Annotated in this window: 21 protein-coding genes; 16 read left to right on the top strand and 5 right to left on the bottom strand. The window is 66.4% G+C overall.

The window, feature by feature from the left end:
• The first annotated feature begins 41 nt into the window (after positions 1-41).
• The 11 genes from argC (at position 42) to AWC12_RS16030 (ending at position 10,183) form a co-directional block, all read left to right on the top strand.
• Positions 42-1,076, top strand: a complete 1,035-nt coding sequence (argC, locus tag AWC12_RS16080; protein ID WP_085175494.1) for an N-acetyl-gamma-glutamyl-phosphate reductase — start codon at positions 42-44, stop codon at positions 1,074-1,076.
• On the top strand, positions 1,073-2,269 hold the full coding sequence (gene argJ, locus AWC12_RS16075) for a bifunctional glutamate N-acetyltransferase/amino-acid acetyltransferase ArgJ (protein ID WP_024444420.1): 1,197 nt from the start codon (positions 1,073-1,075) through the stop codon (positions 2,267-2,269). The genes argC and argJ overlap by 4 nt, the downstream gene beginning before the upstream one ends.
• Positions 2,266-3,138: an acetylglutamate kinase gene (gene argB, locus AWC12_RS16070; RefSeq protein ID WP_024444421.1), complete on the top strand. Its 873-nt coding sequence runs from the start codon at positions 2,266-2,268 to the stop codon at positions 3,136-3,138. Before argJ ends, argB begins: the two co-directional genes overlap by 4 nt.
• A complete protein-coding gene (locus AWC12_RS16065; RefSeq protein ID WP_085175492.1) occupies positions 3,135-4,343 on the top strand; it encodes an acetylornithine transaminase in 1,209 nt (402 codons plus the stop codon). Before argB ends, AWC12_RS16065 begins: the two co-directional genes overlap by 4 nt.
• Positions 4,340-5,263: an ornithine carbamoyltransferase gene (gene argF, locus AWC12_RS16060; protein ID WP_085175490.1), complete on the top strand. Its 924-nt coding sequence runs from the start codon at positions 4,340-4,342 to the stop codon at positions 5,261-5,263. Before AWC12_RS16065 ends, argF begins: the two co-directional genes overlap by 4 nt.
• Complete coding sequence (locus AWC12_RS16055) at positions 5,260-5,745, top strand: arginine repressor (RefSeq protein WP_024444424.1); 486 nt, start codon at positions 5,260-5,262, stop codon at positions 5,743-5,745. Before argF ends, AWC12_RS16055 begins: the two co-directional genes overlap by 4 nt.
• A gap of 27 nt (positions 5,746-5,772) precedes the next feature.
• Positions 5,773-6,975 carry an argininosuccinate synthase gene (locus AWC12_RS16050; RefSeq protein WP_085175488.1) on the top strand — a complete coding sequence of 401 codons (1,203 nt, stop codon included), beginning with the start codon at positions 5,773-5,775 and terminating at the stop codon, positions 6,973-6,975.
• Between the two features lie 91 nt (positions 6,976-7,066).
• Positions 7,067-8,479: an argininosuccinate lyase gene (argH, locus tag AWC12_RS16045; RefSeq protein WP_024444426.1), complete on the top strand. Its 1,413-nt coding sequence runs from the start codon at positions 7,067-7,069 to the stop codon at positions 8,477-8,479.
• Between the two features lie 11 nt (positions 8,480-8,490).
• Positions 8,491-9,117 carry a hypothetical protein gene (locus AWC12_RS16040; RefSeq protein ID WP_085175486.1) on the top strand — a complete coding sequence of 209 codons (627 nt, stop codon included), beginning with the start codon at positions 8,491-8,493 and terminating at the stop codon, positions 9,115-9,117.
• The gene (locus AWC12_RS16035; RefSeq protein WP_024444428.1) at positions 9,114-9,683 is read left to right on the top strand and encodes a hypothetical protein; all 570 of its coding nucleotides are present in this window, start codon (positions 9,114-9,116) and stop codon (positions 9,681-9,683) included. The genes AWC12_RS16040 and AWC12_RS16035 overlap by 4 nt, the downstream gene beginning before the upstream one ends.
• On the top strand, positions 9,680-10,183 hold the full coding sequence (locus tag AWC12_RS16030; RefSeq protein WP_024444429.1) for a hypothetical protein: 504 nt from the start codon (positions 9,680-9,682) through the stop codon (positions 10,181-10,183). Before AWC12_RS16035 ends, AWC12_RS16030 begins: the two co-directional genes overlap by 4 nt.
• On the opposite strand, the gene AWC12_RS16025 is transcribed toward AWC12_RS16030, so the two are convergent.
• Both AWC12_RS16025 and AWC12_RS16020 read right to left on the bottom strand, forming a co-directional pair.
• The gene (locus tag AWC12_RS16025) at positions 10,161-11,444 is read right to left on the bottom strand and encodes a hypothetical protein (RefSeq protein ID WP_085175484.1); all 1,284 of its coding nucleotides are present in this window, start codon (positions 11,442-11,444) and stop codon (positions 10,161-10,163) included. The two genes, AWC12_RS16030 and AWC12_RS16025, sit on opposite strands and share 23 nt — an antisense overlap.
• Positions 11,441-13,252 (bottom strand): ABC-F family ATP-binding cassette domain-containing protein, encoded by a 1,812-nt coding sequence (locus AWC12_RS16020; RefSeq protein ID WP_085175482.1) that lies wholly within the window; start codon positions 13,250-13,252, stop codon positions 11,441-11,443. Before AWC12_RS16020 ends, AWC12_RS16025 begins: the two co-directional genes overlap by 4 nt.
• Before the next feature lie 113 nt (positions 13,253-13,365).
• On the opposite strand from AWC12_RS16020, the gene AWC12_RS16015 reads away from it, so the two are divergent.
• From AWC12_RS16015 to AWC12_RS16005, 3 genes are all read left to right on the top strand, one after another.
• Positions 13,366-16,344 carry an acyl-CoA synthetase gene (locus AWC12_RS16015; protein WP_085175740.1) on the top strand — a complete coding sequence of 993 codons (2,979 nt, stop codon included), beginning with the start codon at positions 13,366-13,368 and terminating at the stop codon, positions 16,342-16,344.
• Positions 16,345-16,408: 64 nt separating this feature from the next.
• Positions 16,409-16,945, top strand: a complete 537-nt coding sequence (locus tag AWC12_RS16010; protein WP_085175480.1) for a hypothetical protein — start codon at positions 16,409-16,411, stop codon at positions 16,943-16,945.
• A gap of 4 nt (positions 16,946-16,949) precedes the next feature.
• Positions 16,950-17,156 carry a Trm112 family protein gene (locus tag AWC12_RS16005; RefSeq protein ID WP_085175478.1) on the top strand — a complete coding sequence of 69 codons (207 nt, stop codon included), beginning with the start codon at positions 16,950-16,952 and terminating at the stop codon, positions 17,154-17,156.
• Here the strand turns inward: AWC12_RS16005 and AWC12_RS16000 are convergent.
• From AWC12_RS16000 to AWC12_RS15990, 3 genes are read right to left on the bottom strand one after another with little or no spacing between them, the layout of a single operon-like run.
• Complete coding sequence (locus tag AWC12_RS16000; RefSeq protein ID WP_085175476.1) at positions 17,147-17,782, bottom strand: TetR/AcrR family transcriptional regulator; 636 nt, start codon at positions 17,780-17,782, stop codon at positions 17,147-17,149. The genes AWC12_RS16005 and AWC12_RS16000 overlap by 10 nt on opposite strands.
• Complete coding sequence (locus tag AWC12_RS15995) at positions 17,779-18,615, bottom strand: ABC transporter permease (protein ID WP_085175738.1); 837 nt, start codon at positions 18,613-18,615, stop codon at positions 17,779-17,781. Before AWC12_RS15995 ends, AWC12_RS16000 begins: the two co-directional genes overlap by 4 nt.
• Positions 18,549-19,313, bottom strand: coding sequence for an ABC transporter ATP-binding protein (locus AWC12_RS15990; protein ID WP_085175474.1), 765 nt, complete (start codon positions 19,311-19,313; stop codon positions 18,549-18,551). Before AWC12_RS15990 ends, AWC12_RS15995 begins: the two co-directional genes overlap by 67 nt.
• A gap of 58 nt (positions 19,314-19,371) precedes the next feature.
• Here AWC12_RS15990 and AWC12_RS15985 point away from each other — a divergent pair, with 58 nt between their 5' ends.
• A complete protein-coding gene (locus AWC12_RS15985; protein WP_085175735.1) occupies positions 19,372-19,983 on the top strand; it encodes a DNA-3-methyladenine glycosylase in 612 nt (203 codons plus the stop codon).
• Positions 19,984-20,001: 18 nt separating this feature from the next.
• Positions 20,002-21,276, top strand: coding sequence for a tyrosine--tRNA ligase (gene tyrS, locus AWC12_RS15980; protein ID WP_085175472.1), 1,275 nt, complete (start codon positions 20,002-20,004; stop codon positions 21,274-21,276).
• Positions 21,277-21,641: the final 365 nt, after the last annotated feature.

Raw genomic sequence — 21,641 nt, 5'->3', positions numbered from 1 at the left:
ATTGGTTTGCATCTCGTTGCATAACCATGCATGATCGATGCATGACATCCGTCGCGGTTGCCGGTGCCAGTGGCTACGCCGGGGGAGAGATCCTGCGCCTGCTCCTGGGTCATCCCGCCTACGCTGACGGCAGGCTGACCATCGGCGCGCTGACCGCGGCGGCGAGTGCCGGAACCGGGCTGACCGAGCACCACCCGCATCTACTCCCGCTGGCCGATCGCACCCTCGGCCCCACCGAGCTCGATGTGCTCGCCGGCCACGATGTGGTCTTCCTCGCGCTTCCGCACGGGCACTCGGCGGCACTGGCCGATCAGCTCGGGCCCGACACCCTGATCGTCGACTGCGGCGCCGACTTCCGGCTCACCGACGCCGGTGACTGGGAGCGCTTCTATGGATCCGAGCATGCCGGCAGCTGGCCGTACGGTCTGCCCGAGCTCCCCGGCGGTCGGAACCGACTGCGCGATACGAAGCGCGTCGCGGTACCCGGCTGCTATCCCACCGCGGCGCTACTGGCGCTGTGGCCCGCACTTGCCGAGGGGCTCATCGAGCCCGCTGTCACGGTCGTCGCGGTCAGCGGCACGTCCGGCGCCGGCCGCGCAGCCAAGGTGGACCTGCTCGGCTCGGAGGTCATCGGCTCGGCACGTGCGTACAACATCGGCGGCAAGCACAGGCACACCCCGGAAATCGCGCAGGGACTGCGCGGCGTCAGCGGCAGTGAGGTCACCGTGTCGTTCACGCCGGTCCTCATCCCGACCTCGCGGGGCATCCTGGCCACCTGCACGGCCCGCACCCAGGCGCCCGTGTCCCAGCTGCGTGCGGCGTACGAAAAGGCTTATATCGACGAGCCGTTCGTCCACTTGCTCCCCGAGGGGCAGTTGCCGAAGACAGGAGCGGTGATCGGCAGCAACGCCGCACAGCTCGCGATCGCCGTCGACGAGGACGCCTCGACGTTCGTCGCGATCGCGGCCATCGACAATCTCGTGAAGGGAACCGGAGGAGCGGCAGTGCAGTCGATGAACCTTGCCCTGGGATGGCCTGAGACAGAGGGGCTTTCGATCGTCGGGGTCGCACCGTGAGCAAGCTGCTGCGCACCCAGGGAGTTACTGCGCCTGCCGGCTTCCGGGCCACCGGTGTCGCCGCCGGTATCAAAGCGTCCGGGGCGTTGGATCTCGCGCTGGTGTTCAACGAGGGCCCCGACCATTCGGCGGCAGGCGTGTTCACCCGCAACAAGGTCAAGGCGGCACCGGTCCTGTGGTCCCAGCAGGTGCTCACCACCGGACGGCTGCGCGCGGTCATCCTGAACTCGGGCGGAGCGAACGCGTGTACAGGTCCGGGCGGTTTCCAGGACACTCACGCCACCGCCGAAGCCGTCGCGGCTGCGCTGTCCGATTGGGGCACCGAGACCGGGGCCATCGAGGTCGCGGTGTGCTCCACCGGCCTCATCGGGGACCGGCTTCCGATGGACAAGGTGCTCGCAGGCGTCACGGCGATCGTCCACGAGATGGCCGGTGGCCTCACCGGCGGAGAAGAGGCCGCCCGGGCCATCATGACCACCGACACCGTGCCAAAGCAGGCGGCGCTGCACCACGACGACAACTGGACCGTCGGTGGAATGGCCAAGGGCGCAGGCATGCTGGCGCCATCGCTGGCGACGATGCTCTGCGTCATCACCACCGACGCTGTCGCCGGTCCGGAGGCTCTTGATGCCGCGCTGCGCCACGCGGCCTCACGCACGTTCGACCGGCTCGACGTCGACGGCAGCTGCTCGACCAACGACACCGTTCTGCTCCTGTCGTCGGGCGCCAGCGAGGTCACGCCCTCCCAGGCCGAACTGGACGAGGCCGTGCTGCGGGTGTGCGACGACCTCTGCGCTCAATTGCAGGCCGACGCCGAAGGCGTCACCAAGCGGATCCTGGTGACCGTGACCGGTGCCGCGGGCGACGAGGACGCGTTGACGGCCGCCCGGGTGATCGCCCGCGACAGCCTGGTCAAGACCGCGCTCTTCGGATCCGACCCGAACTGGGGCCGGGTGCTGGCCGCGGTGGGTATGGCGCCGGTGAAGCTCGATGCCGAGCGGATCACAGTCTCGTTCAATGGTTTTCCGGTGTGCATTGATAGCGTCGGCGCGCCCGGCGCGCGTGAGGTTGACCTGTCGGGCGAGGACATCGCGGTTGTCGTCGACCTCGGCGTCGGAACGGGGTCGGCCTCAATCCGCACGACGGACCTTTCCCACGCCTACGTCGAAGAGAACTCGGCGTACAGCTCATGAGCCCGTCAACCGCCGACAAGGCTCAGGTGCTCGCCGACGCGCTGCCGTGGCTCACCGCCTTGAACGACAAGATCGTTGTCGTCAAGTACGGCGGCAACGCGATGACCGACGAGCGGCTCAAGGCGGCCTTCGCCGCCGACATGGTCTTCCTGCGCAACTGCGGCATTCACCCGGTCGTGGTTCACGGCGGCGGTCCACAGATCTCAGCCATGCTCAAGAAGCTAGGCATTGCAGGTGATTTCAAGGGCGGTTTTCGCGTTACCACTCCCGAGGTACTCGAAGTAGCCCGGATGGTGCTCTTCGGTCAGGTCGGCCGTGAACTGGTCAACCTCATCAACGCCTACGGTCCGTACGCAGTCGGAATCACCGGAGAGGACGCGCACCTATTCACTGCGGTGCGTCGCAGCGTCCTGGTCGACGGAGTGGCCACCGACATCGGTCTGGTGGGTGACGTCGAGAAGGTCAACACCGATGCTGTGCTCGACCTGATCGAGGCCGGGCGGATTCCGGTCGTGTCCACAATCGCGCCCGACGGTGCAGGTCTGGTCTACAACATCAACGCCGACACCGCAGCCGCAGCCCTGGCCGAAGCGCTTGGCGCCGAGAAGCTGCTCATGCTCACCGACGTCGAGGGTCTCTACACTTCCTGGCCCGACCGTAATTCGCTGGTCAGCCAGATCAATTCAGTCGAACTGGCCGAACTCCTCCCCACCTTGGAAGAGGGTATGGTGCCCAAGATCGAGGCCTGCCTGCGTGCGATCGAGGGAGGCGTTCCGAGCGCGCACGTGATCGACGGCCGCGTGGAGCATTGCGTACTCGTCGAACTGTTCACCAACGAAGGGGCGGGTACAAAGGTGGTCAGCGCATGACTCGGCTCGTGGATCGCTGGTCGGCGGTCATGATGGACAATTACGGCACCCCGCCGCTGGCCCTTGCCGGTGGGCACGGCGCCGTCGTGACCGACGTCGACGGCAAGTCCTACATCGACCTGCTCGGCGGCATCGCCGTCAACATACTCGGCCACGGTCACCCTGCGGTGATCGAAGCCGTCACGCGCCAGATGAGCACTCTCGGGCACACCTCCAATCTGTACGCCACCGAGCCCGGCGTCGCGCTTGCCGAAGCCCTCGTCGGCCATCTGGGCGCGTCGGGGGCGAGCGGAGCGACGGGGGAAGTCACGGCGAAGGCATTCTTCTGCAACTCCGGCACCGAAGCCAACGAGGCGGCGTTCAAGATCACCCGTCTCACCGGGCGTACGAAAATAGTTGCGGCACAGAATGCTTTTCACGGGCGCACGATGGGTTCCCTTGCGCTGACCGGTCAGCCGAGCAAGCAGGCACCGTTCGCGCCTCTGCCCGGTGACGTCACCCACGTAGCCTACGGGGACGCCGAAGAGCTTGCGCGCGTTGTTGATTCGGAGACGGCGGCGGTCTTCCTCGAGCCGATCATGGGTGAGGGCGGCGTGGTCGATCCTCCCGCCGGATACCTTGCCGCCGCGCGCGAGATCACCGCCGGAGCCGGCGCCCTGCTGGTCCTCGACGAAGTGCAGACCGGGGTCGGCCGTACCGGCGCCTTCTACGCTCATCAGCATGACGGCATCACCCCCGACATCGTCACTCTCGCCAAGGGTCTCGGCGGTGGTCTGCCGATCGGTGCGTGCCTGGCCATCGGTGACACCGCTGACCTGCTGACCCCCGGGATGCATGGCAGCACGTTCGGCGGCAACCCCGTCTGCACCGCGGCGGCGCTTGCCGTGCTCAAGGTGCTCGCCGACGAGCAGCTCATCGAGCGGGCCGACGTCCTGGGTAAGACCATCGCCCACGGGGTCGAAGCCCTGGGCCATCCGCTGGTCAGCCATGTCCGTGGCCGCGGCCTGCTGCGCGGCATCGTGCTGACCGCCGAGGCGGCGAAGCCGGCCGAAACCGCCGCGCGCGACGCCGGTTTCCTCGTCAACGCGGCGGCACCGGCCGTCATCAGGCTCGCCCCACCTCTGGTGATCACCGAGGCGGAGGTCGAGTCGTTTCTGGCGGCACTGCCCGCGATCCTCGACAAGGCTCAGGAGAACTCGAAATGACCCGGCACTTCCTGCGCGACGACGACTTCAGTCCCGACGAGCAGGCCGAGGTGCTTGCTCTGGCAGCGGAACTGAAGAAGGACCGGTTCAGCAGGCGGCCGCTGGACGGGCCGCGCGGTGTCGCGGTCATCTTCGAGAAGAATTCGACCCGTACCCGATTCTCGTTCGAGATGGGTATCGCCGAACTCGGAGGCCACGCCGTCGTCGTCGACGGCCGCAGCACTCAGCTGGGGCGCGAGGAGACCCTGGAGGACACCGGCCAGGTGCTCTCGCGTTACGTCGATGCGATCGTGTGGCGGACCTTCGCGCAGGAGCGGCTCACTGCCATGGCGACAGGATCGACGGTGCCCATCATCAATGCCCTCTCCGATGAGTTCCACCCGTGCCAGGTGCTCGCCGATCTGCAGACCCTGGCCGAACGCAAAGGGGAGCTGAAAGGATTGCGGCTGACCTACTTCGGCGACGGTGCCAACAACATGGCGCACTCCCTGATGCTCGGCGGCGTCACCGCGGGAATCGACGTGACGATCGCCGCGCCGCACGGTTTCGAACCGCATCCAATGTTCGTCGCTGCCGCCGAAACCCGGGCTCATCAGACGGGTGCCACGGTGACTCTCACCGACGACCCGGTCGCCGCGGCGACGGGGGCGGACGTTCTGGTGACCGACACCTGGACCTCGATGGGTCAGGAGAACGACGGGCTCGACCGGGTGCGCCCCTTCCGTCCCTTCCAGGTGAACAGTGACCTGCTCGGTCACGCGGACTCGGAAGCTGTTGTACTGCATTGCTTGCCGGCACACCGCGGTCATGAGATCACCGACGAGGTTATCGATGGACCGCAGAGTGCGGTGTGGGACGAAGCCGAGAACCGGCTGCACGCGCAGAAAGCCCTGCTGGTCTGGCTGCTGGAGCGCCCATGACGGCGGCCACCACCCGCGCGGGCCGTCAGGCCCGCATCGTCGCGCTGCTGTCGGCGCAATCGGTGCACAGCCAGACCGAACTCGCTGCGCTGCTCGCCGACGAAGGCATCGACGTCACCCAGGCGACGCTGTCGCGTGACCTTGAAGAACTCGGCGCGGTGAAGCTTCGCGGTGCCGATGGCGGTGTCGGCGTGTACATCGTGCCCGAGGACGGCAGCCCGGTCCGCGGCGTCGCCGGTGGCACCGAGCGGGTGACGAGGCTGCTCGGCGATCTTCTCGTGTCCACCGACCACAGCGGCAACCTTGCTGTGCTGCGCACACCGCCCGGTGCGGCGCACTATCTGGCCAGCGCGATGGACCGTGCTGCGCTGCCCTACGTTGTCGGTACGGTCGCCGGTGACGACACGATCCTCGTCGTGGCACGGGAACCGATGACCGGCGCCGAGCTGGCCGTCACCATCGAAAACCTCTCCAAGCCCTGAACCAGCCCCACCCTAAGGAGTTTCGTTATGTCCGAGCGCGTCATCCTGGCCTATTCCGGTGGCCTGGATACCTCGGTAGCCATCAGCTGGATCGGTAAGGAGACCGGTCAGGAAGTTGTCGCCGTCGCCATCGATCTCGGGCAGGGCGGTGAAGACATGGAGGTCGTACGGCAGCGCGCGATCGACTGCGGCGCCGTCGAGGCCGTCGTCGTCGACGCCCGCGACGAGTTCGCCGAGCAGTACTGCCTGCCTGCCATCAAGTCCAACGCCCTCTACATGGACCGTTACCCGCTGGTGTCGGCACTGAGCCGACCACTTATCGTCAAGCACCTCGTCGAGGCCGCACGCGCCCACGGCGGCAGCGTCGTCGCGCACGGCTGCACCGGCAAGGGGAACGACCAGGTGCGCTTCGAGGTCGGATTCGCCTCGCTCGCACCCGATCTCAAGGTGCTCGCGCCCGTCCGCGACTACGCGTGGACGCGTGAGAAGGCCATTGCCTTCGCCGAGGAGAACGCGATCCCGATCAACGTGACGAAACGCTCGCCGTTCTCGATCGACCAGAACGTGTGGGGCCGTGCGGTCGAGACCGGCTTCCTCGAGCACCTCTGGAACGCCCCGACCAAGGACGTCTACGACTACACCGAAGACCCCACCGTCAACTGGAACACCCCGGACGAGGTGATCGTCGGCTTCGAGAAGGGGGTGCCGGTCTCGCTGGACGGCGAGCCGGTCACGGTGCTGGAGGCCATCGAGAAGCTGAACCAGCGCGCCGGCGCACAGGGTGTTGGTCGCCTCGACGTCGTCGAGGACCGGTTGGTCGGCATCAAGAGCCGCGAGATCTACGAGGCACCCGGTGCGATGGTGCTCATCACGGCCCACACCGAACTGGAACACGTCACCCTGGAGCGCGAACTCGGCCGCTTCAAGCGGACCACCGACCAGAAGTGGGGTGAGCTGGTCTACGACGGACTCTGGTATTCACCGCTCAAGGCCTCGCTGGAGGCGTTCGTCGCCCACACCCAGGAGCATGTGACGGGGGAGATCCGAATGGTGCTGCACGGCGGCCACATCGCGGTCAATGGCCGGCGCAGCGCCGAATCGCTCTACGACTTCAACCTTGCCACCTACGACGAGGGTGACACCTTCGACCAATCGTCGGCCAAGGGATTCGTCCACGTGCACGGCTTGTCGTCGAGCCTGTCGGCGCGGCGGGATCTGGCCGGACAATGAGCACTCGCACTGCGAGCGCGCGTGTTTGCACGCCGACGCGCCGCAACTTGTGTGCAGCAGCGCACGTTCGCGCGGCAGAGAGGGTGCGCTCATGAGCACGAACGAGGGGTCGCTGTGGGGCGGGCGGTTCGCCGACGGCCCCGCCGACGCCCTGGCTGCGCTGAGCAAGTCGACACACTTCGATTGGGTGCTGGCTCCCTACGACGTCATCGCTTCGAAAGCCCATGCGCGCGTGCTGTTTCGCGCCGGCCTACTCACCGAAGAGCAGCGTGACGGATTGCTCGCCGGCCTGGACAGCCTGGGCTCCGACGTCGCCGATGGCAGCTTCGGGCCGCTGGTCACCGATGAGGATGTGCATGGCGCGCTGGAACGCGGCCTGATCGACCGGGTCGGACCCGACCTCGGCGGCCGACTGCGCGCGGGCCGCTCCCGCAACGACCAGGTGGCGACCCTGTTCCGGCTGTGGTTGCGCGACGCGATCCGACAGATCGCCGATGCCACGCTGGAGGTCGTCTCCGCGCTCGCGACCCAGGCCGCAGCGCATCCGACCGCGATCATGCCCGGCAAGACCCACCTTCAGTCGGCGCAGCCCGTTCTGCTCGCGCACCACCTGCTGGCGCACGCCCATCCGCTCCTGCGCGATGTCGATCGGCTCGCCGACTTCGACAAGCGAGCAGCGATATCGCCGTACGGGTCGGGCGCGCTGGCCGGGTCGTCGCTCGGGCTCGACCCCGATGCCATCGCCGAAGAACTGGGATTCGAAGCGGCCGCCGACAATTCGATCGACGCCACCGCATCGCGCGACTTCGCGGCCGAGGCCGCGTTCGTGCTGTCGATGATCGGCGTCGATCTGTCTCGGCTCGCCGAGGACATCATCCTCTGGAGCACCACCGAATTCGGCTACGTGACGCTGCACGACGCGTGGTCGACGGGCAGTTCGATCATGCCGCAGAAGAAGAATCCCGATATCGCGGAGCTCGCCCGCGGCAAGTCGGGCAGGCTGATCGGTAACCTCACCGGACTGTTGGCCACGCTCAAGGCGCAGCCGCTGGCCTACAACCGCGACCTCCAGGAAGACAAGGAACCCGTTTTCGACTCTGTGGCGCAGTTGCTGCTGGTGTTGCCTGCGATGGCGGGCCTCGTCGGCACCCTGCGGTTCGACGTCGATCGCATGGCCGAGCTCGCCCCGCTGGGATATACGTTGGCCACCGATGTTGCCGAGTGGCTGGTGCGGCGCGGAGTGCCGTTCCGCGTGGCGCATGAGGCGGCCGGTGCGGCGGTGCGAGCGGCCGAGGCGCGCGGCGTCGGGCTGGAAGAACTCGAAGACGCCGAGCTGGCCGGCATTCACGCTGAGCTGACTCCGGCCGTGCGCGACGTGCTGACAACCGAGGGATCGGTCAATTCGCGGGACGCGCGGGGAGGCACAGCGCCGATCCAGGTCGCCAAGCAGCTCAGCGCTGTGCGAGAGGCCGCCGACACTCTGCGGATCCGGCTGCGCCGCTAGCATCCACCGGTATGGACGCCCAGCCACCTGAGCCGGCGGTGCCCGCCCGTAGGAGGGCCCGTGCGCGAGAGTGGGTCGCCCAGCGCAGGCTCAGTCAGTCGTGGAAGGCGGCACTGGTCGCCATTCTGGCGGTCGCTGCGCTGTTCGGCGGATTGGACCGTGTCGATACCAGCGCCACGCCGTTCGCTCCCGGCGAAGAGTTCAGCGACGGGCAGTTCACCGTCACCCTCGAGCGGGCCCGCCTTGTCGAGAAGATCGACAGTGGCAGGCGGGTCATCGCCCCGGCCAAGCCGGGTCGGATGTATCTGGGAGTGGTGGCTACTCTGCGCAACGACGGGACGGTGCCGGGTGGGCTGCGCGACGAGTTCGATCTCCGTGACGTGCCGGGTAAGGAGTTCTACGGCGTCTTCCGCAATCGGGATGCCTCGTTGATCACCAATCTCGGCCCGGGATTGACCGAGCAGTTGATATTCCTGTGGAGTCTGCCTGTCGATGCACTGACGAACGACAGTGTCGTCACCATCCGAGTGTGGAAGAAGGCTTTTCGGCAGCTCATGGTGACCTACGGCGGCAAGGTTTGGCTCGACACCGATGACTACGGCGTGACGGAACTGATTGTGGGAGCGCCGACAGCATGACCACGTGGAAGACGAAACTGAGAGCTTTGTGGTCGCCGCTTGCCGTCATCGTTGTTATCGCCGCCTCGGTGGTGATATGGCACAACCTCCCGACACCGACGGACCTGTACGGTCCCTTCGAGGTCCGCGGCCGCGCTGGAGAACCGGTCGAAGGCCGCGCAGTCAAGGCCACCGTCACCGCAGTGCACATCGCCCCGCAGGTGAATTCGGCAGAGGCTGCGGGCACCTGGGTTGTCGTCGATGCCGCACTGGAGGCCACTGGTGCGACCGCGCTGTTGCGGGCCGACCTGGTCGTAGGCCCCAACACCTACGATCCGTCCGACCGATTCTTCTTCGACACCCTCGACAACGAGATCTCCCCGGGATTGATCGAGCGCGGTAGCTGGGTGTTCGACGTGGCCTCGGAGCTGGTCGCACCGGACGCCGACGAGCCGTTGCTGGTGAGGGTGTGGGTGAACAGCGACATCCTGGATTCCCGGCTCGTCATCGCTATTCCGTTGAGTGACCCGGTGATTACGAGAACCGACGAGGTGCAGCTGATGGAACACGAGGTCGGAGTCACGTGACGCGACTCTCGAAGCTCTGGCAGCGCAACGTCATCGGCGCAGTCGTGGTCGCGTGCGCCGTCGGCGCCTATATCGCCATCGATTTCGGACCGTACTGGTCGGCCTACCGCAACACCTACACCCCGCAACTGGTGGTACCCGACGGCGAGACCGGCGCATCGGACGGACAGACCTGGAAGCTCGAGTCCATCCGCTACCTCAACGAGAGCCCGCTGAGCTTCGGTCCGCCGCTTCCGCAGGGCACGGTGTTGACCGTGATCGTCGTGGATTGGTCCGGCACGGCGCTTCCGGGTTTGTGCACGGCGGTGCTCACTGACGGTGTACGGCGGTGGGACGCCGAACGGAGCGGCGGGTTCGCGCCGATCCCTCCCGAGGGCTTGCAGTCGCTGTGCCATCAGCCGGGCAGGACTCAGTTCGCGTTCGTGGTGCCGTCCGATGCCGTACCCACCGCGGTCGACATCACCCACGACGACCAGATCACGGTGCGCTTACTGCTGTAACTTCCTTTGGGCGAGCATGTTCGACGCAATAGGCGACGGTGGAGGCGATCAGGCACACTCGCAGCGGCTCGATGATCAGGTGTGAGGCGAATACCAGCGCCGGCTGCGCCCAATCCCAGAATGCCTTCGGGTGCGGGCCGATGAGCCACGCCGTGCCCCGGAAGAGGTACCCGGCCCGAACCTCGGGCCGATAGAAGCTGCCCGCCATGTCCAGCCAGGCAAGACCGAGATAGCCCAGGACGTACAGAGACAGCGCCAACACGCCGCCGTGCAGAATGAGCCGCGCCGCATCGGTGATGTTCCGGTAGTTGCCGAGGTGGGACAGGAACCAGTCGCGGACCTCGTCACGTCGTACGTCCGGGAGCTGCGACCACCGTTCCCGCACCCGCTTCTGCCTGGCCGCGCGCTCGAAGACCCAGTCCGCCCTCTGTCCGGCGACGCGCCGGGCCGCACCTCTCCAGTCGTCAGGCATCGTCACCCCGTAGACGATCGCCGCGACGGCCAGCCACAACAGCGGAATCGTCGCACCACCGAACACGGTCGACACCGCCCACGTGACGGTGTCCCACCAGACCTCGAGCGGACGGAAATGTGAGAAGAGGTCGGCACGGATGTCGTTGAACCAAACCACGATCCGGCGCTCCGACAGCCATCCGGTGGGGTTGAGGATGAACGTCAGATCCTTGCTGGCTGCAAAGCTCACGCCGAGGAACACCCACAGGGCGTCCACATACACGCGGATCGCGATCATCCAGCCCGGCAGGCGTTCCTTGAATCGACTCAGCACATATCGAGCAATGAGCGCTGCGAAGATCAGCGCCCAGGTGAGATTGCTTACCGGCAGGGTCTCCGGGTGCAGCTCGACTTCGCCTGGCGTCGCTATCGCGTCGCCGATCCGGTAGTCGAGCGCGGCGGCCTCGAAGGCGATCCAATCCTCGGCGAACAGCTTCCAGGCCAGATAGATCGCGAAGAACGGCACGATGACCGTCGAGAACACATCAACGCTGCGCAGCGACCGCGACGGTAGCGCCGCGAGCGCGGGCAGGGCCTGCCGAAGCACGAAGAACATGGCGACATAGGACCCGAGACGAGCCATGCCTGCCAGGGGCATGATCAGCGAGGCCCAGCCGTCGTTGTCCCACCCCGCCCACGCGGCCAACTCGATGGCACCACGACGGCCGAGGAGTCCGAGGAGGTAGCACGCCGCCAGTTGCGGCCAGTAGCGAAGACACAGCTGAAACGGCCGCAGCAGGTACGTCATGCGTCCTCCAGGCGTTCCGAGAGCTCCATCCATCGTGACTCATGCTCGGTCACTTGGCTTTCCAGATCCCGTAATTCTGCGGTCAGCCGACCCAGCCCGTTGTGATCCGATTGATCGTGGGCGGCCATCTCGTCGTGCTTGGCGCTGATGCGATCGGACAGTTTGGTCAGCGCCCGATCGATGGAGGCGATCTCCTTTTCGATGGCGCGCAGTTCGGCACCCGTGAGAGTTGCCGAGGCGATCGGCTTGTTCTGCTGCACCGGCGCCTCGGAGCGTTTCTGCGCCAACCGCAGATACTCGTCGACACCGCCGGGCAGGTGCCGCAGCCGGCCGTCGAGGATCGCGTACTGCTGGTCGGTGACCCGCTCGAGCAGATAGCGATCGTGAGAAACCACGATCAGGGTGCCCGGCCAGGAGTCCAGGAGATCCTCGGTCGCGGTGAGCATGTCGGTGTCGACGTCGTTGGTCGGTTCGTCAAGCACCAGCACGTTCGGTTCTGACAGCAGAACGAGCATCAGCTGGAGTCGTCGCCGCTGGCCACCGGACAGCTCACCGACACGTGCCGAGAGGTGTTCGCGCGGAAAGCCCAGCCGCTCAAGCAACTGCGCGGGAGTGACATCCTTGCCGTCGATCTGGTAGGTGGTCTGCAGACGCCCCAGCACCTCGCGGACCATGTCCCCGGCCAGCGGCTCGAGCTCGCGGGACTCCTGATCCAACACCGCCAGCTGCACCGTCTTCCCCCGTTTCACCCGACCACCCGTGGGCGTCACCGTGCCCGCGATCAAGCCGAGCAGGGTCGACTTACCGGCGCCGTTGGCGCCGAGGATGCCGGTGCGTTCACCGGGGGCGATCCGCCATTCGATGTCGCGCAATACTTCTCGCCCACCGGAGGCGCCGGGGTAGGTGACGGAGACGTCGAGGAGGTCGATGACGTCCTTGCCGAGGCGCGCCATCGCGGCGCGGGACAACTCGACGCTGTTGCGCAGCGGAGGAACATCCGAGATCAAGGCGTTGGCGGCGTCGATGCGGAATTTGGGCTTCGACGTCCTCGCCGGTGCGCCGCGGCGCAGCCACGCGAGCTCTTTGCGCATCGAATTCTGGCGCTTGGCCTCTACCGCGGCGGCCTGGCGGTCGCGCTCTACGCGTTGGAGCACATATGCGGCGTAACCGCCCTCGAACGGTTCGACGACGCTGCCCAAGGTGCCTCGTCCGCCGGGGTGGACCTCCCAGGTCGTCGTCGCGACTTCGTCGAGGAACCAACGATCGTGGGTGACGAGCAACAAACCGCCCGATGCCGGTGTCCACCGCTGCTTGACGTGCTCTGCGAGCCAGGTGATGCCCTGAATGTCCAGGTGGTTGGTGGGCTCGTCCAGCGCGATGACGTCCCAGTCGTCGATCAACAGCGCGGCCAACTGCACGCGGCGCCGCTGCCCGCCCGACAGCGTGCCGATGAGTGCGTCGAACGCGATATCGGCGACCAATCCGCCGATCACGTCGCGGATACGGGCATCGCCGGCCCACTCGTGGTCGGCCCGGTCACCGACCAGCGACCAGCCCACTGTGCTGTCGGGATCGAGCGTGTCTTTCTGATCGAGGGCACCGACCCGCAGGCCGCCACGGCGCGTCACCCGACCGGCATGGGGGGCGATCTGGCCGGTGAGCAAGCCCATCAGCGTCGACTTGCCATCCCCGTTCCGCCCGACGATGCCAATCCGATCGCCGTCGCTGAGCCCGACGGTGACAGAGTCGAACACCACCCCGGTCGGGTACTCCAGGTGGAGGTTCTCGCCCCCGAGCAGGTGTGCCATCGCCCGCCGAGACTAGTGGGCCCGCGCGGATTACCAGAAACCGGCAATCGCGCCTGTGCCATCATGGCGACGACGAAGTCGGGGCTCGACAGCAAAGAGGGGAGCGCGCAGTGGTGGACCTCTCGGCGATCACACGGCCTGTGGGGCGGTTGGTCGCCACAGCGCAGAACGGTCTGGAAGTTCTGCGCTACGGCGGTCTCGAGACCGGTGCGGTGCCGTCGCCGTTCCAAATCATCGAAAGCGTTCCGATGTACCGGTTGCGTCGGTACTTCCCGCCCGATACCCGACCCGGCGCCAAGCCGGCGGGACCGCCGGTGCTGATGGTGCACCCGATGATGATGTCGGCCGACATGTGGGACGTCACCCGGAACGAAGGGGCCGTCGGCATCCTGCACAAGGCCGGAATCGATCCGTGGGTGATCGACTTCGGTTCGCCCGACAAGATCGAGGGCGGGATGCAGCGCAACCTCGCCGACCACGTCGTGGCGTTGAGCGAGGCGATCGACACTGTCAAGACGGTGACAGGCCGCGACGTCCACCTCGCGGGTTACTCGCAGGGCGGCATGTTCGCCTACCAGACTGCGGCCTACCGCCGGTCCAAAGATCTGGCCAGCATCATCGGTTTCGGCTCACCCGTCGACACCCTGGCCGCGCTGCCGATGAACCTGCCCGCCAGCCTCGCGCCCGCGGCGGCCGACTTCATGGCCGACCACGTGTTCAGCAGGATCGACATCCCGGGTTGGCTGGCGCGCACCGGCTTTCAAATGCTCGATCCGATCAAGACCGCGCAGTCGCGGGTCGACTTCCTGAGGCAGCTGCACGATCGCGAAGCGCTGTTGCCGCGCGAGCAGCAACGTCGCTTCCTGGCCTCCGAAGGTTGGATCGCATGGTCGGGCCCGGCGATCTCTGAGCTGCTCAAGCAGTTCATCGCGCACAACCGGATGATGACCGGCGGCTTCTCCATCCATGGCGACCTGGTCACACTCTCCGACATCGACTGCCCTGTGCTGGCTGTTGTCGGTGAGGTCGACGACATCGGCCAGCCGGCGTCGGTACGCGGTATCAAGAGGGCCGCCCCCAAGGCCGATGTGTACGAGTTCCTGATTCGCGCAGGGCATTTCGGGCTCGTCGTCGGGTCGAAAGCGGCCACGCAGACCTGGCCGACGGTCGCCGAGTGGGTGCGCTGGCTCGACGGCGGCGGATCGATGCCCGACGGCGTCACGCCGATGGCTCTGCAGCCCGCGGAACCCACCGAGAGCGGCGTGACGCTCGCGTCGCGGCTGGCGCACAGCACCGCCGCAGCGACGGAGATGGCGCTGAGCCTCGCCAAGTCCGCCGCCGACGCGCTGGTGGCCGCGAACAAATCCGCCCGCACGCTTGCCGTCGAGACCGCGAGGACCTTGCCGCGGCTGGCCCGCCTCGGCCAGGTCAACGATCACACCAGGATCTCGCTGGGGCGGATCATGTCCGAACAGGCCCGCGACATGCCGCACGGCGAGGCGCTGCTCTTCGACGGCCGGGTGCACACCTACGAGGCCGTCGATCGCCGCGTCAACAACGTCGTCAATGGTCTGATCGAGGTCGGCGTGCGGCAGGGCGCCCGGGTCGGCCTGCTGATGGAAACCCGCCCCAGCGCGCTGGTCGCCATCGCGGCGCTGTCACGCCTCGGCGCGGTGGCGGTGTTGATGCCGCCCGACGCAGACCTCGCCGAGGCGGCCCGGCTGGGCGCCGTCACCGAGATCATCGCCGATCCGAGCAACCTCGACGTCGCGCGCACGCTGAACACCCGGGTGCTGGTGCTCGGTGGCGGTGAGTCCCGCGAGCTCAACCTCGCCGGCCGCGAGCCCGAGACCGCCGATGTCATCGATATGGAGAAGATCGACCCGGACCGCGTCGAGTTGCCTGGCTGGTATCGCCCCAACCCCGGTCTGGCACGGGACCTGGCATTCATCGGATTCAGCACGATCAGCGGGGAGCTCGTCGCACGACAGATCACCAACTACCGGTGGGCGCTGTCGGCGTTCGGAACCGCCTCGGCGGCCAACCTCAGCCGCAGCGACACCGTCTACTGCCTGACGCCGTTGCACCACCAGTCCGGTTTGCTGGTCAGCCTCGGTGGAGCTGTCGTCGGTGGCGCCCGCATCGCGCTGTCGCGGGAGCTCCGCCCGGATCGCTTCGTTCAGGAGATCAGGCAGTACGGCGTCACCGTGGTGTCTTACACGTGGGCGATGCTGCGACAGGTCATCGACGATCCAGGATTCTCGCTCAACGGAAGTCATCCGGTTCGCCTCTTCATCGGGTCGGGGATGCCCGCCGGGTTGTGGGAGCGCGTCGTCGACGTGTTCGCCCCAGCCAATGTCGTCGAGTTCTTCGCCACCACCGACGGTCAGGCGGTCTTGGCGAACGTCAAAGGCGCCAAGATCGGCAGCAAGGGCAGACCGCTGCCGGGCGGCGGAGAGATCGCGCTGGCCGCCTACGACCCCGAGGACAACCTGATCCTCGAAGACGAGCGCGGCTTCGTCCGCCGTGCCGAGATCGGCGAAGTCGGTGTCCTACTCGCACATCCGAGGGGACCGGTCGATCCGCTCGCTTCGGTCAAGCGCGGTGTATTCGCGCCCGCCGACACCTGGGTGTCCACCGAGTACCTCTTCCGCCGCGACGAGGACGGCGACTACTGGTTGGTGGACAACCGCGACGCCGTCATCCACACCGCGCGAGGACCGGTCTTCGCGGCGACCGTCAACGACGCTGTCGGGCGGCTCGGTGCCGTGGACATGGCGGTGACCTACGGCGTCGAGGCCGACGGGCAGACGTTGGCCGTCACGGCACTGGCGCTTCAACCGGGCGGGAGTGTTCCGTCGGCGGATCTGTCGGAGGCATTGGCCGACCTCCCGGTGGGCAGCGGTCCCGACATCGTGCACGTGGTGGCCGACATGACGCTGACCGCGACGTTCCGGCCGTTGGCGGGCCCGCTGCAGAAAAAGGGCATTCCGAGGGCGTCACGTAACGCCTGGTACCTCGACCCCGATACCCATCGGTACAAGCGGTTGACCGCAGCCGTGCGCAGCGAGATCGTGGGCAGTCAGCAGTGATGCCCACCTCGCGAGGCACTGTTACGCTCGCCGGGTCGGCCGTCCCATTGCGCTGGAGGATCTGATGACGTCGCAGAACAGCACCAACGGTTTGTCGCTGCCCCGCGCGGTTTCGGGGGCGCTGGTCGGTGCAGCGCTGGCGTTCGGTCTGGTCAGCGTCGGTTCTCCGGCTGCCTCGGCGCAACCGACCACGCAGAAGGAACAACCTCCCGCGCCCCGCATTTCTCCCGATCAGATCCTCGCGATGATCTCGAACGAGTACCAGACGGGCAGCGGCGGCGGTCAGGTCTCGAAGCTGATCGAACAGGTGATGACTTTGCGCGCGCGTGGCATCCGGCCGTCTTTCGGCAACACGCAGGCCCTGGCCGCCGCGCTTGAAGAGCGTCCGAACCAGAAGCCGCTCATCGATGCCCTCAACGCCACACTTGTCTACCAGCGCAAGGTGATGGCTCAAGGCGCCAATCAGATGCCCGCCACCAACGGCGGCGCGCCGCCAGTTGCAACCCCGGGCAGCCCGGGCGGCGGCATGGGTCCGGCGTGGGGACCCGGCAATCCGATGCAGCAGGACGGCAACACCATCTTCCCGATGCCCGGCCGCTGACCGGATGGCGCTGGACGAGACTCTGCTCGCCATCCTCGTCTGTCCCGAGGATCGCGGCCCGCTGTTGTTCGTAGACGACTGCCTCTACAACCCGCGGTTGCACCGGAAGTACCGGATCGACGACGGGATCCCCGTCTTGCTGGTCGACGAAGCTGTAGCGGTGGACGACGACGAGCACAGACGTCTGGTCGCCGCGGCGGGTCAGTCCTGAGACAGAGCCGACAGGTCCCCGGTCAGATACCGCTGCAGGTTCGGTCCGATGGTGTCGGCCACCTGCTGGACCGGCAGTGACTTGAAGGGCTCAAGCTCCAGGATGTAGCGCGCCATGACGATCCCGACCAGTTGAGAAGCGACGAACTGCACGCGGATCCGTCCGGTGCCCGGCGGGTTGTCCACGCGGGGGCCGACCTCGGCGGCGATCACCTCTTGGAGGAACGATCGCACCATCGAGACGTCGGCGGCGCTTCCGCCCAGCAATGAGCGCAGGGTCGCGATGAACCCCTTGCCGATCTCGGAATCCCAGATCGGCAGCAGAAGTGTCGGGATCACGTGCCCAATCTCCTCGACCGGTACCTCACGCAGCGGGCGGATGATCGACATCGGATCGATCGGAATGTGGATGGCTGCGGCGAACAACTCGGTCTTCGTGCCGAAGTAGTGGTGCACCAGCGCGGGATCGACACCGGCATCCGCGGCGATCGCCCTGATTGACGTGTTGTCGATTCCGTTGCGCGAGAACAGTTCACGCGCGGAGGAGAGAATGCGATCGCGGGTATCCGAGGTCCCGGGGGGCCGGCCCGGTCGCTTGCGGTCGGGTGTGGTGGTCGATCTGTTCAAGGTGTCCTTCGCCGTAGGGTCGCCGCGGCCAGGCCAAGCGCCAGCACCGCGAACCCGACGACGACCGCGATGTCGCGCACCGCAATCGTGGTCAGGTCCGGGTGGGCGCCGACTTCCTGAAGTGCTTCAAGAGCGTAGCTCGCAGGCAGGACGTTGCTGATCCATTGCAGCCATTCGGGAAGTTGCCCGCGCGGAACGATGATGCCGCACAGCAGCAGCTGCGGAGCAATTACGAGCGGCATGAACTGGACTGCCTGAAACTCGGTGCGCGCGAAGGCGCTGCACAGCAGCCCGAGCCCGACCCCGAGCACCGCGTTGATGATCGCGATGGCGAACACCCAGACCGGACTTCCCTCGGTGTGGAGACCGAGGAACCAGAACGACACCACGCACGCAAGGGTGGCCTGCGCGGCCGCGGCGAGGGAGAACGCGGTGCCGTAGGCGGCGAGAAGGTCCAGCCGCCGTAGTGGTGTGGTGAGGATGCGCTCGAGCGTCCCGGATACACGCTCGCGCTGCATCGTGATCGAGGTGATCAAGAACATCACAATCAGCGGAAAGACGCCGAGCATGACGAGGCAGGCGTTGTCGAAGGGCGACGGGGAGCCAGGTGGTCGCGGACCATCGGAAACCTCGACAAACATGAAGTACATCAGCGTGATGATGAGGCTCGGTACCACCAGGATCATCGCGACGCTGCGGTGATCGCCGCCGAGTTGGCGCAGGATGCGCGTCGTCGTCGCCAGGTAGGCCCGGGGGCTGAGTCGGTTCAGCCGGTCAGGGCGGCGGTGCCGCGCCGGATGATGGACAGAAACGCTTCCTCCAGTGACTGACATCCTGTGTCCTCTCGCAGTTGATGGGGTGTGGTGTGCGCAAGCACCCGGCCGTCACGCATGAGCAGCAGGTCGTCGCAGTGGTCTGATTCGTCCATCACGTGGCTGGACACCAGCAGCGTGGTTCCGCCCTTGGCCAAGTGGTCGAATCGTTCCCAGAGATCGGCGCGTAGCACGGGGTCGAGTCCGACGGTCGGTTCGTCGAGGACCAGCAGGTCAGGATGGGCGACCAGGGCGCACGCGAGCGATACGCGGGTGCGCTGCCCGCCGGAAAGGTTGACCGCGAGAGCTTTCCGATGGTTGTCGAGTCCGACAGCTGTGATGGCTTCGTCGATGTCGGATGGACTCGACCCGTAGAGCGCCGCGAAATAGCGCACGTTGTCGATGACCCGTAGATCGCCATAGATGGTGGCGTCCTGCGTGACATATCCGACCCGATGCCGGAGTTCGGGGGAGCCGGAGGGATGTCCGAGCACGGTCACGGATCCGCCGTTGACGATCTGGGTGCCGACGACGCTGCGCATCAATGTGGTCTTTCCGCAGCCCGACGGCCCGAGGAGGCCCGTGATCGCCCCGGCGGCCACTCGCAGGGTCACGTCATCGAGAGCCACGTGCCCACCCCGACGAACGCGCAGGTTGACGATGTCGATTGCCGGTTCGGGAAGCGATTCATACAATTCATCACGCGATGAACTCATCATGTGGTGAATATTGCGCGCGCCATCCGCCGCTGTCAAGGTGGTCCGTAGGATGTCCACGGTGACAGCAGTTGACCTGGCGATTGACCCGCTGAGCGCCGCCAGGTTGCTGCTCGGTTCGCGCCTGACGGGCCGCGGCGTGACAGCGTCGATTCTCGAGGTCGAGGCGTACGGAGGTCCCGAAGACGGTCCATGGCCCGACGCCGCTGCGCACTCCTACCGCGGCCCGGGTCTGCGGAACTCGGTGATGTTCGGCCCGCCCGGCAGGCTCTACACGTATCGAAGCCACGGCATACACGTGTGCGCGAACGTCGTGTGCGCCACCGAGGGCGTGGCCGGGGCAATACTGTTGCGCGCTGCGGTCATCGAGGCCGGGCTCGAGATCGCCTGGGGGCGACGAGGCCCGGCGGCGCGGGAGGCAGCCCTGGCGAGAGGTCCGGGCAACCTGTGCTCTGCGCTCGGAATCACGATGGACGACAACGGAATAGACCTCTTCGACTCGGCCTCTGAGATAAAGATCACGCTAGGGGAGTTGCACGTCGGCGAGGCCGGCCCGCGGGTCGGCGTCAGCAAGGCCGCGGATCGACCATGGCGGATGTGGCTGTCGGGGTATCGGGAGGTGTCCGCATACCGGCGCAGCCCACGGGCACCGGCTCCCGGCGAGAGCGACTAGTACGGAAAGATCGGCCCCATGGGCAACTCGATCCTCGATGAGTTGGAGTGGCGTGGGCTGATCGCACAGTCCACCGACCGCGATGCGCTTGCAGAGGCGCTCGATGACGGGCCGGTCACCGTCTATTCCGGCTTCGATCCCACAGCGCCGAGCCTGCATGCCGGCCACTTGATTCCGCTGCTCACCCTGCGACGTTTCCAGCAGGCGGGACATCGCCCGATCGTTCTCGCCGGGGGTGCGACAGGCATGATCGGCGACCCACGCGACGTGGGGGAACGCACCCTCAACACCGCCGACACCGTCGCCGACTGGGCCGGCCGCATTCGCGGCCAGCTGGAACGATTCGTCGAATTCGATGATTCGCCGACCGCAGCTGTTGTCGCCAACAACCTGTCCTGGACGGGAGAACTGTCGGCGATCGAGTTCCTGCGGGACGTCGGCAAGTTCTTCTCGGTCAATGTGATGCTGGACCGCGACACCGTGCGCCGGCGGCTCGAGGGCGACGGCATCTCCTACACCGAGTTCAGTTACATGCTGTTGCAGGCCAACGACTTCGTGGAGCTGAATCGACGATACGGATGCTCGCTTCAGATCGGTGGCTCCGATCAGTGGGGCAACATCATTGCCGGCGTGCGATTGGTACGACAGAAGGCCGGCGTCACGGTGCATGCTCTGACCACTCCGCTGGTCACCGACTCCGAGGGCAAGAAATTCGGGAAGTCGACCGGTGGGGGAAGCCTCTGGCTGGATCCGGAAATGACCAGTCCCTATGCCTGGTACCAGTACTTCATCAACACCGCCGACGCTGACGTGGTTCCGTACCTGCGGTGGTTCACGTTCCTCACGGCCGACGAACTTGCCGAGCTCGAACAGGCGACAGTGGAGCGGCCACATGAACGCGCCGCCCAGCGACGGCTTGCACGCGAGCTGACCAATCTCGTCCACGGAGAGCAGGCGACGGCGTCCGTCGAGCATGCGAGCCAAGCACTTTTCGGCAGGGGAGAACTCGGGCAACTCGATGAGCCGACGTTGGCCGCCGCGCTCCGGGAGGCGTCGGTGGCCCAGCTGGAACCGGGTGGACCCGATTCGATCATCGATCTGCTGGTCGCCAGTGGGCTCTCCGAGAGCAAGGGTGCGGCGCGACGCACCGTGGCCGAAGGCGGGGCGTACGTCAACAACGTGAAGATCGCCACAGACGCCTGGGTTCCGCAGCAGGCCGACTTTCTTCACGGGAAGTGGCTCGTGCTGCGCCGCGGCAAGCGGAATTTTGCGGGGATCGAGCGTGTTACGTGATGCACCGGGGCTGAACGACGTGGTCAAGGGGATGGCGCCGAGCCGGTCGCGAGTCGACGTACCAGCGCGGTGCGTGCGCCGAAGCTAGCCGAAAGACACGCGTTAGCAGGCCATTTGACTCAGAGTTATCCCTGACGTAACTTATCGGAGTCGCTGCGACACGGGCCGAAAACCCGGGGAGCGCGGCGGCACTCCAGAGAGAAGTTCGCTTCGGCGGATATCCTCGACTGTCCGCACGAGAGACAACGGCTTTTGGCCGGAGGATCTTTGCGCGGTCAGACTGGGGCGTGTTGTTTGAGAACTCAATAGTGTGTTTGGTGGTTTTTGTTTGTTGTTTTTGTCGTGCCCCGGATTTTCCCGTTTGT

This window comes from Mycolicibacterium iranicum (genome assembly GCF_002101705.1).
Taxonomy (GTDB): domain Bacteria; phylum Actinomycetota; class Actinomycetes; order Mycobacteriales; family Mycobacteriaceae; genus Mycobacterium; species Mycobacterium iranicum.
Note: the sequence above shows the minus strand (reverse complement) of the source record. Positions and strands in the feature narration are given on the sequence as shown.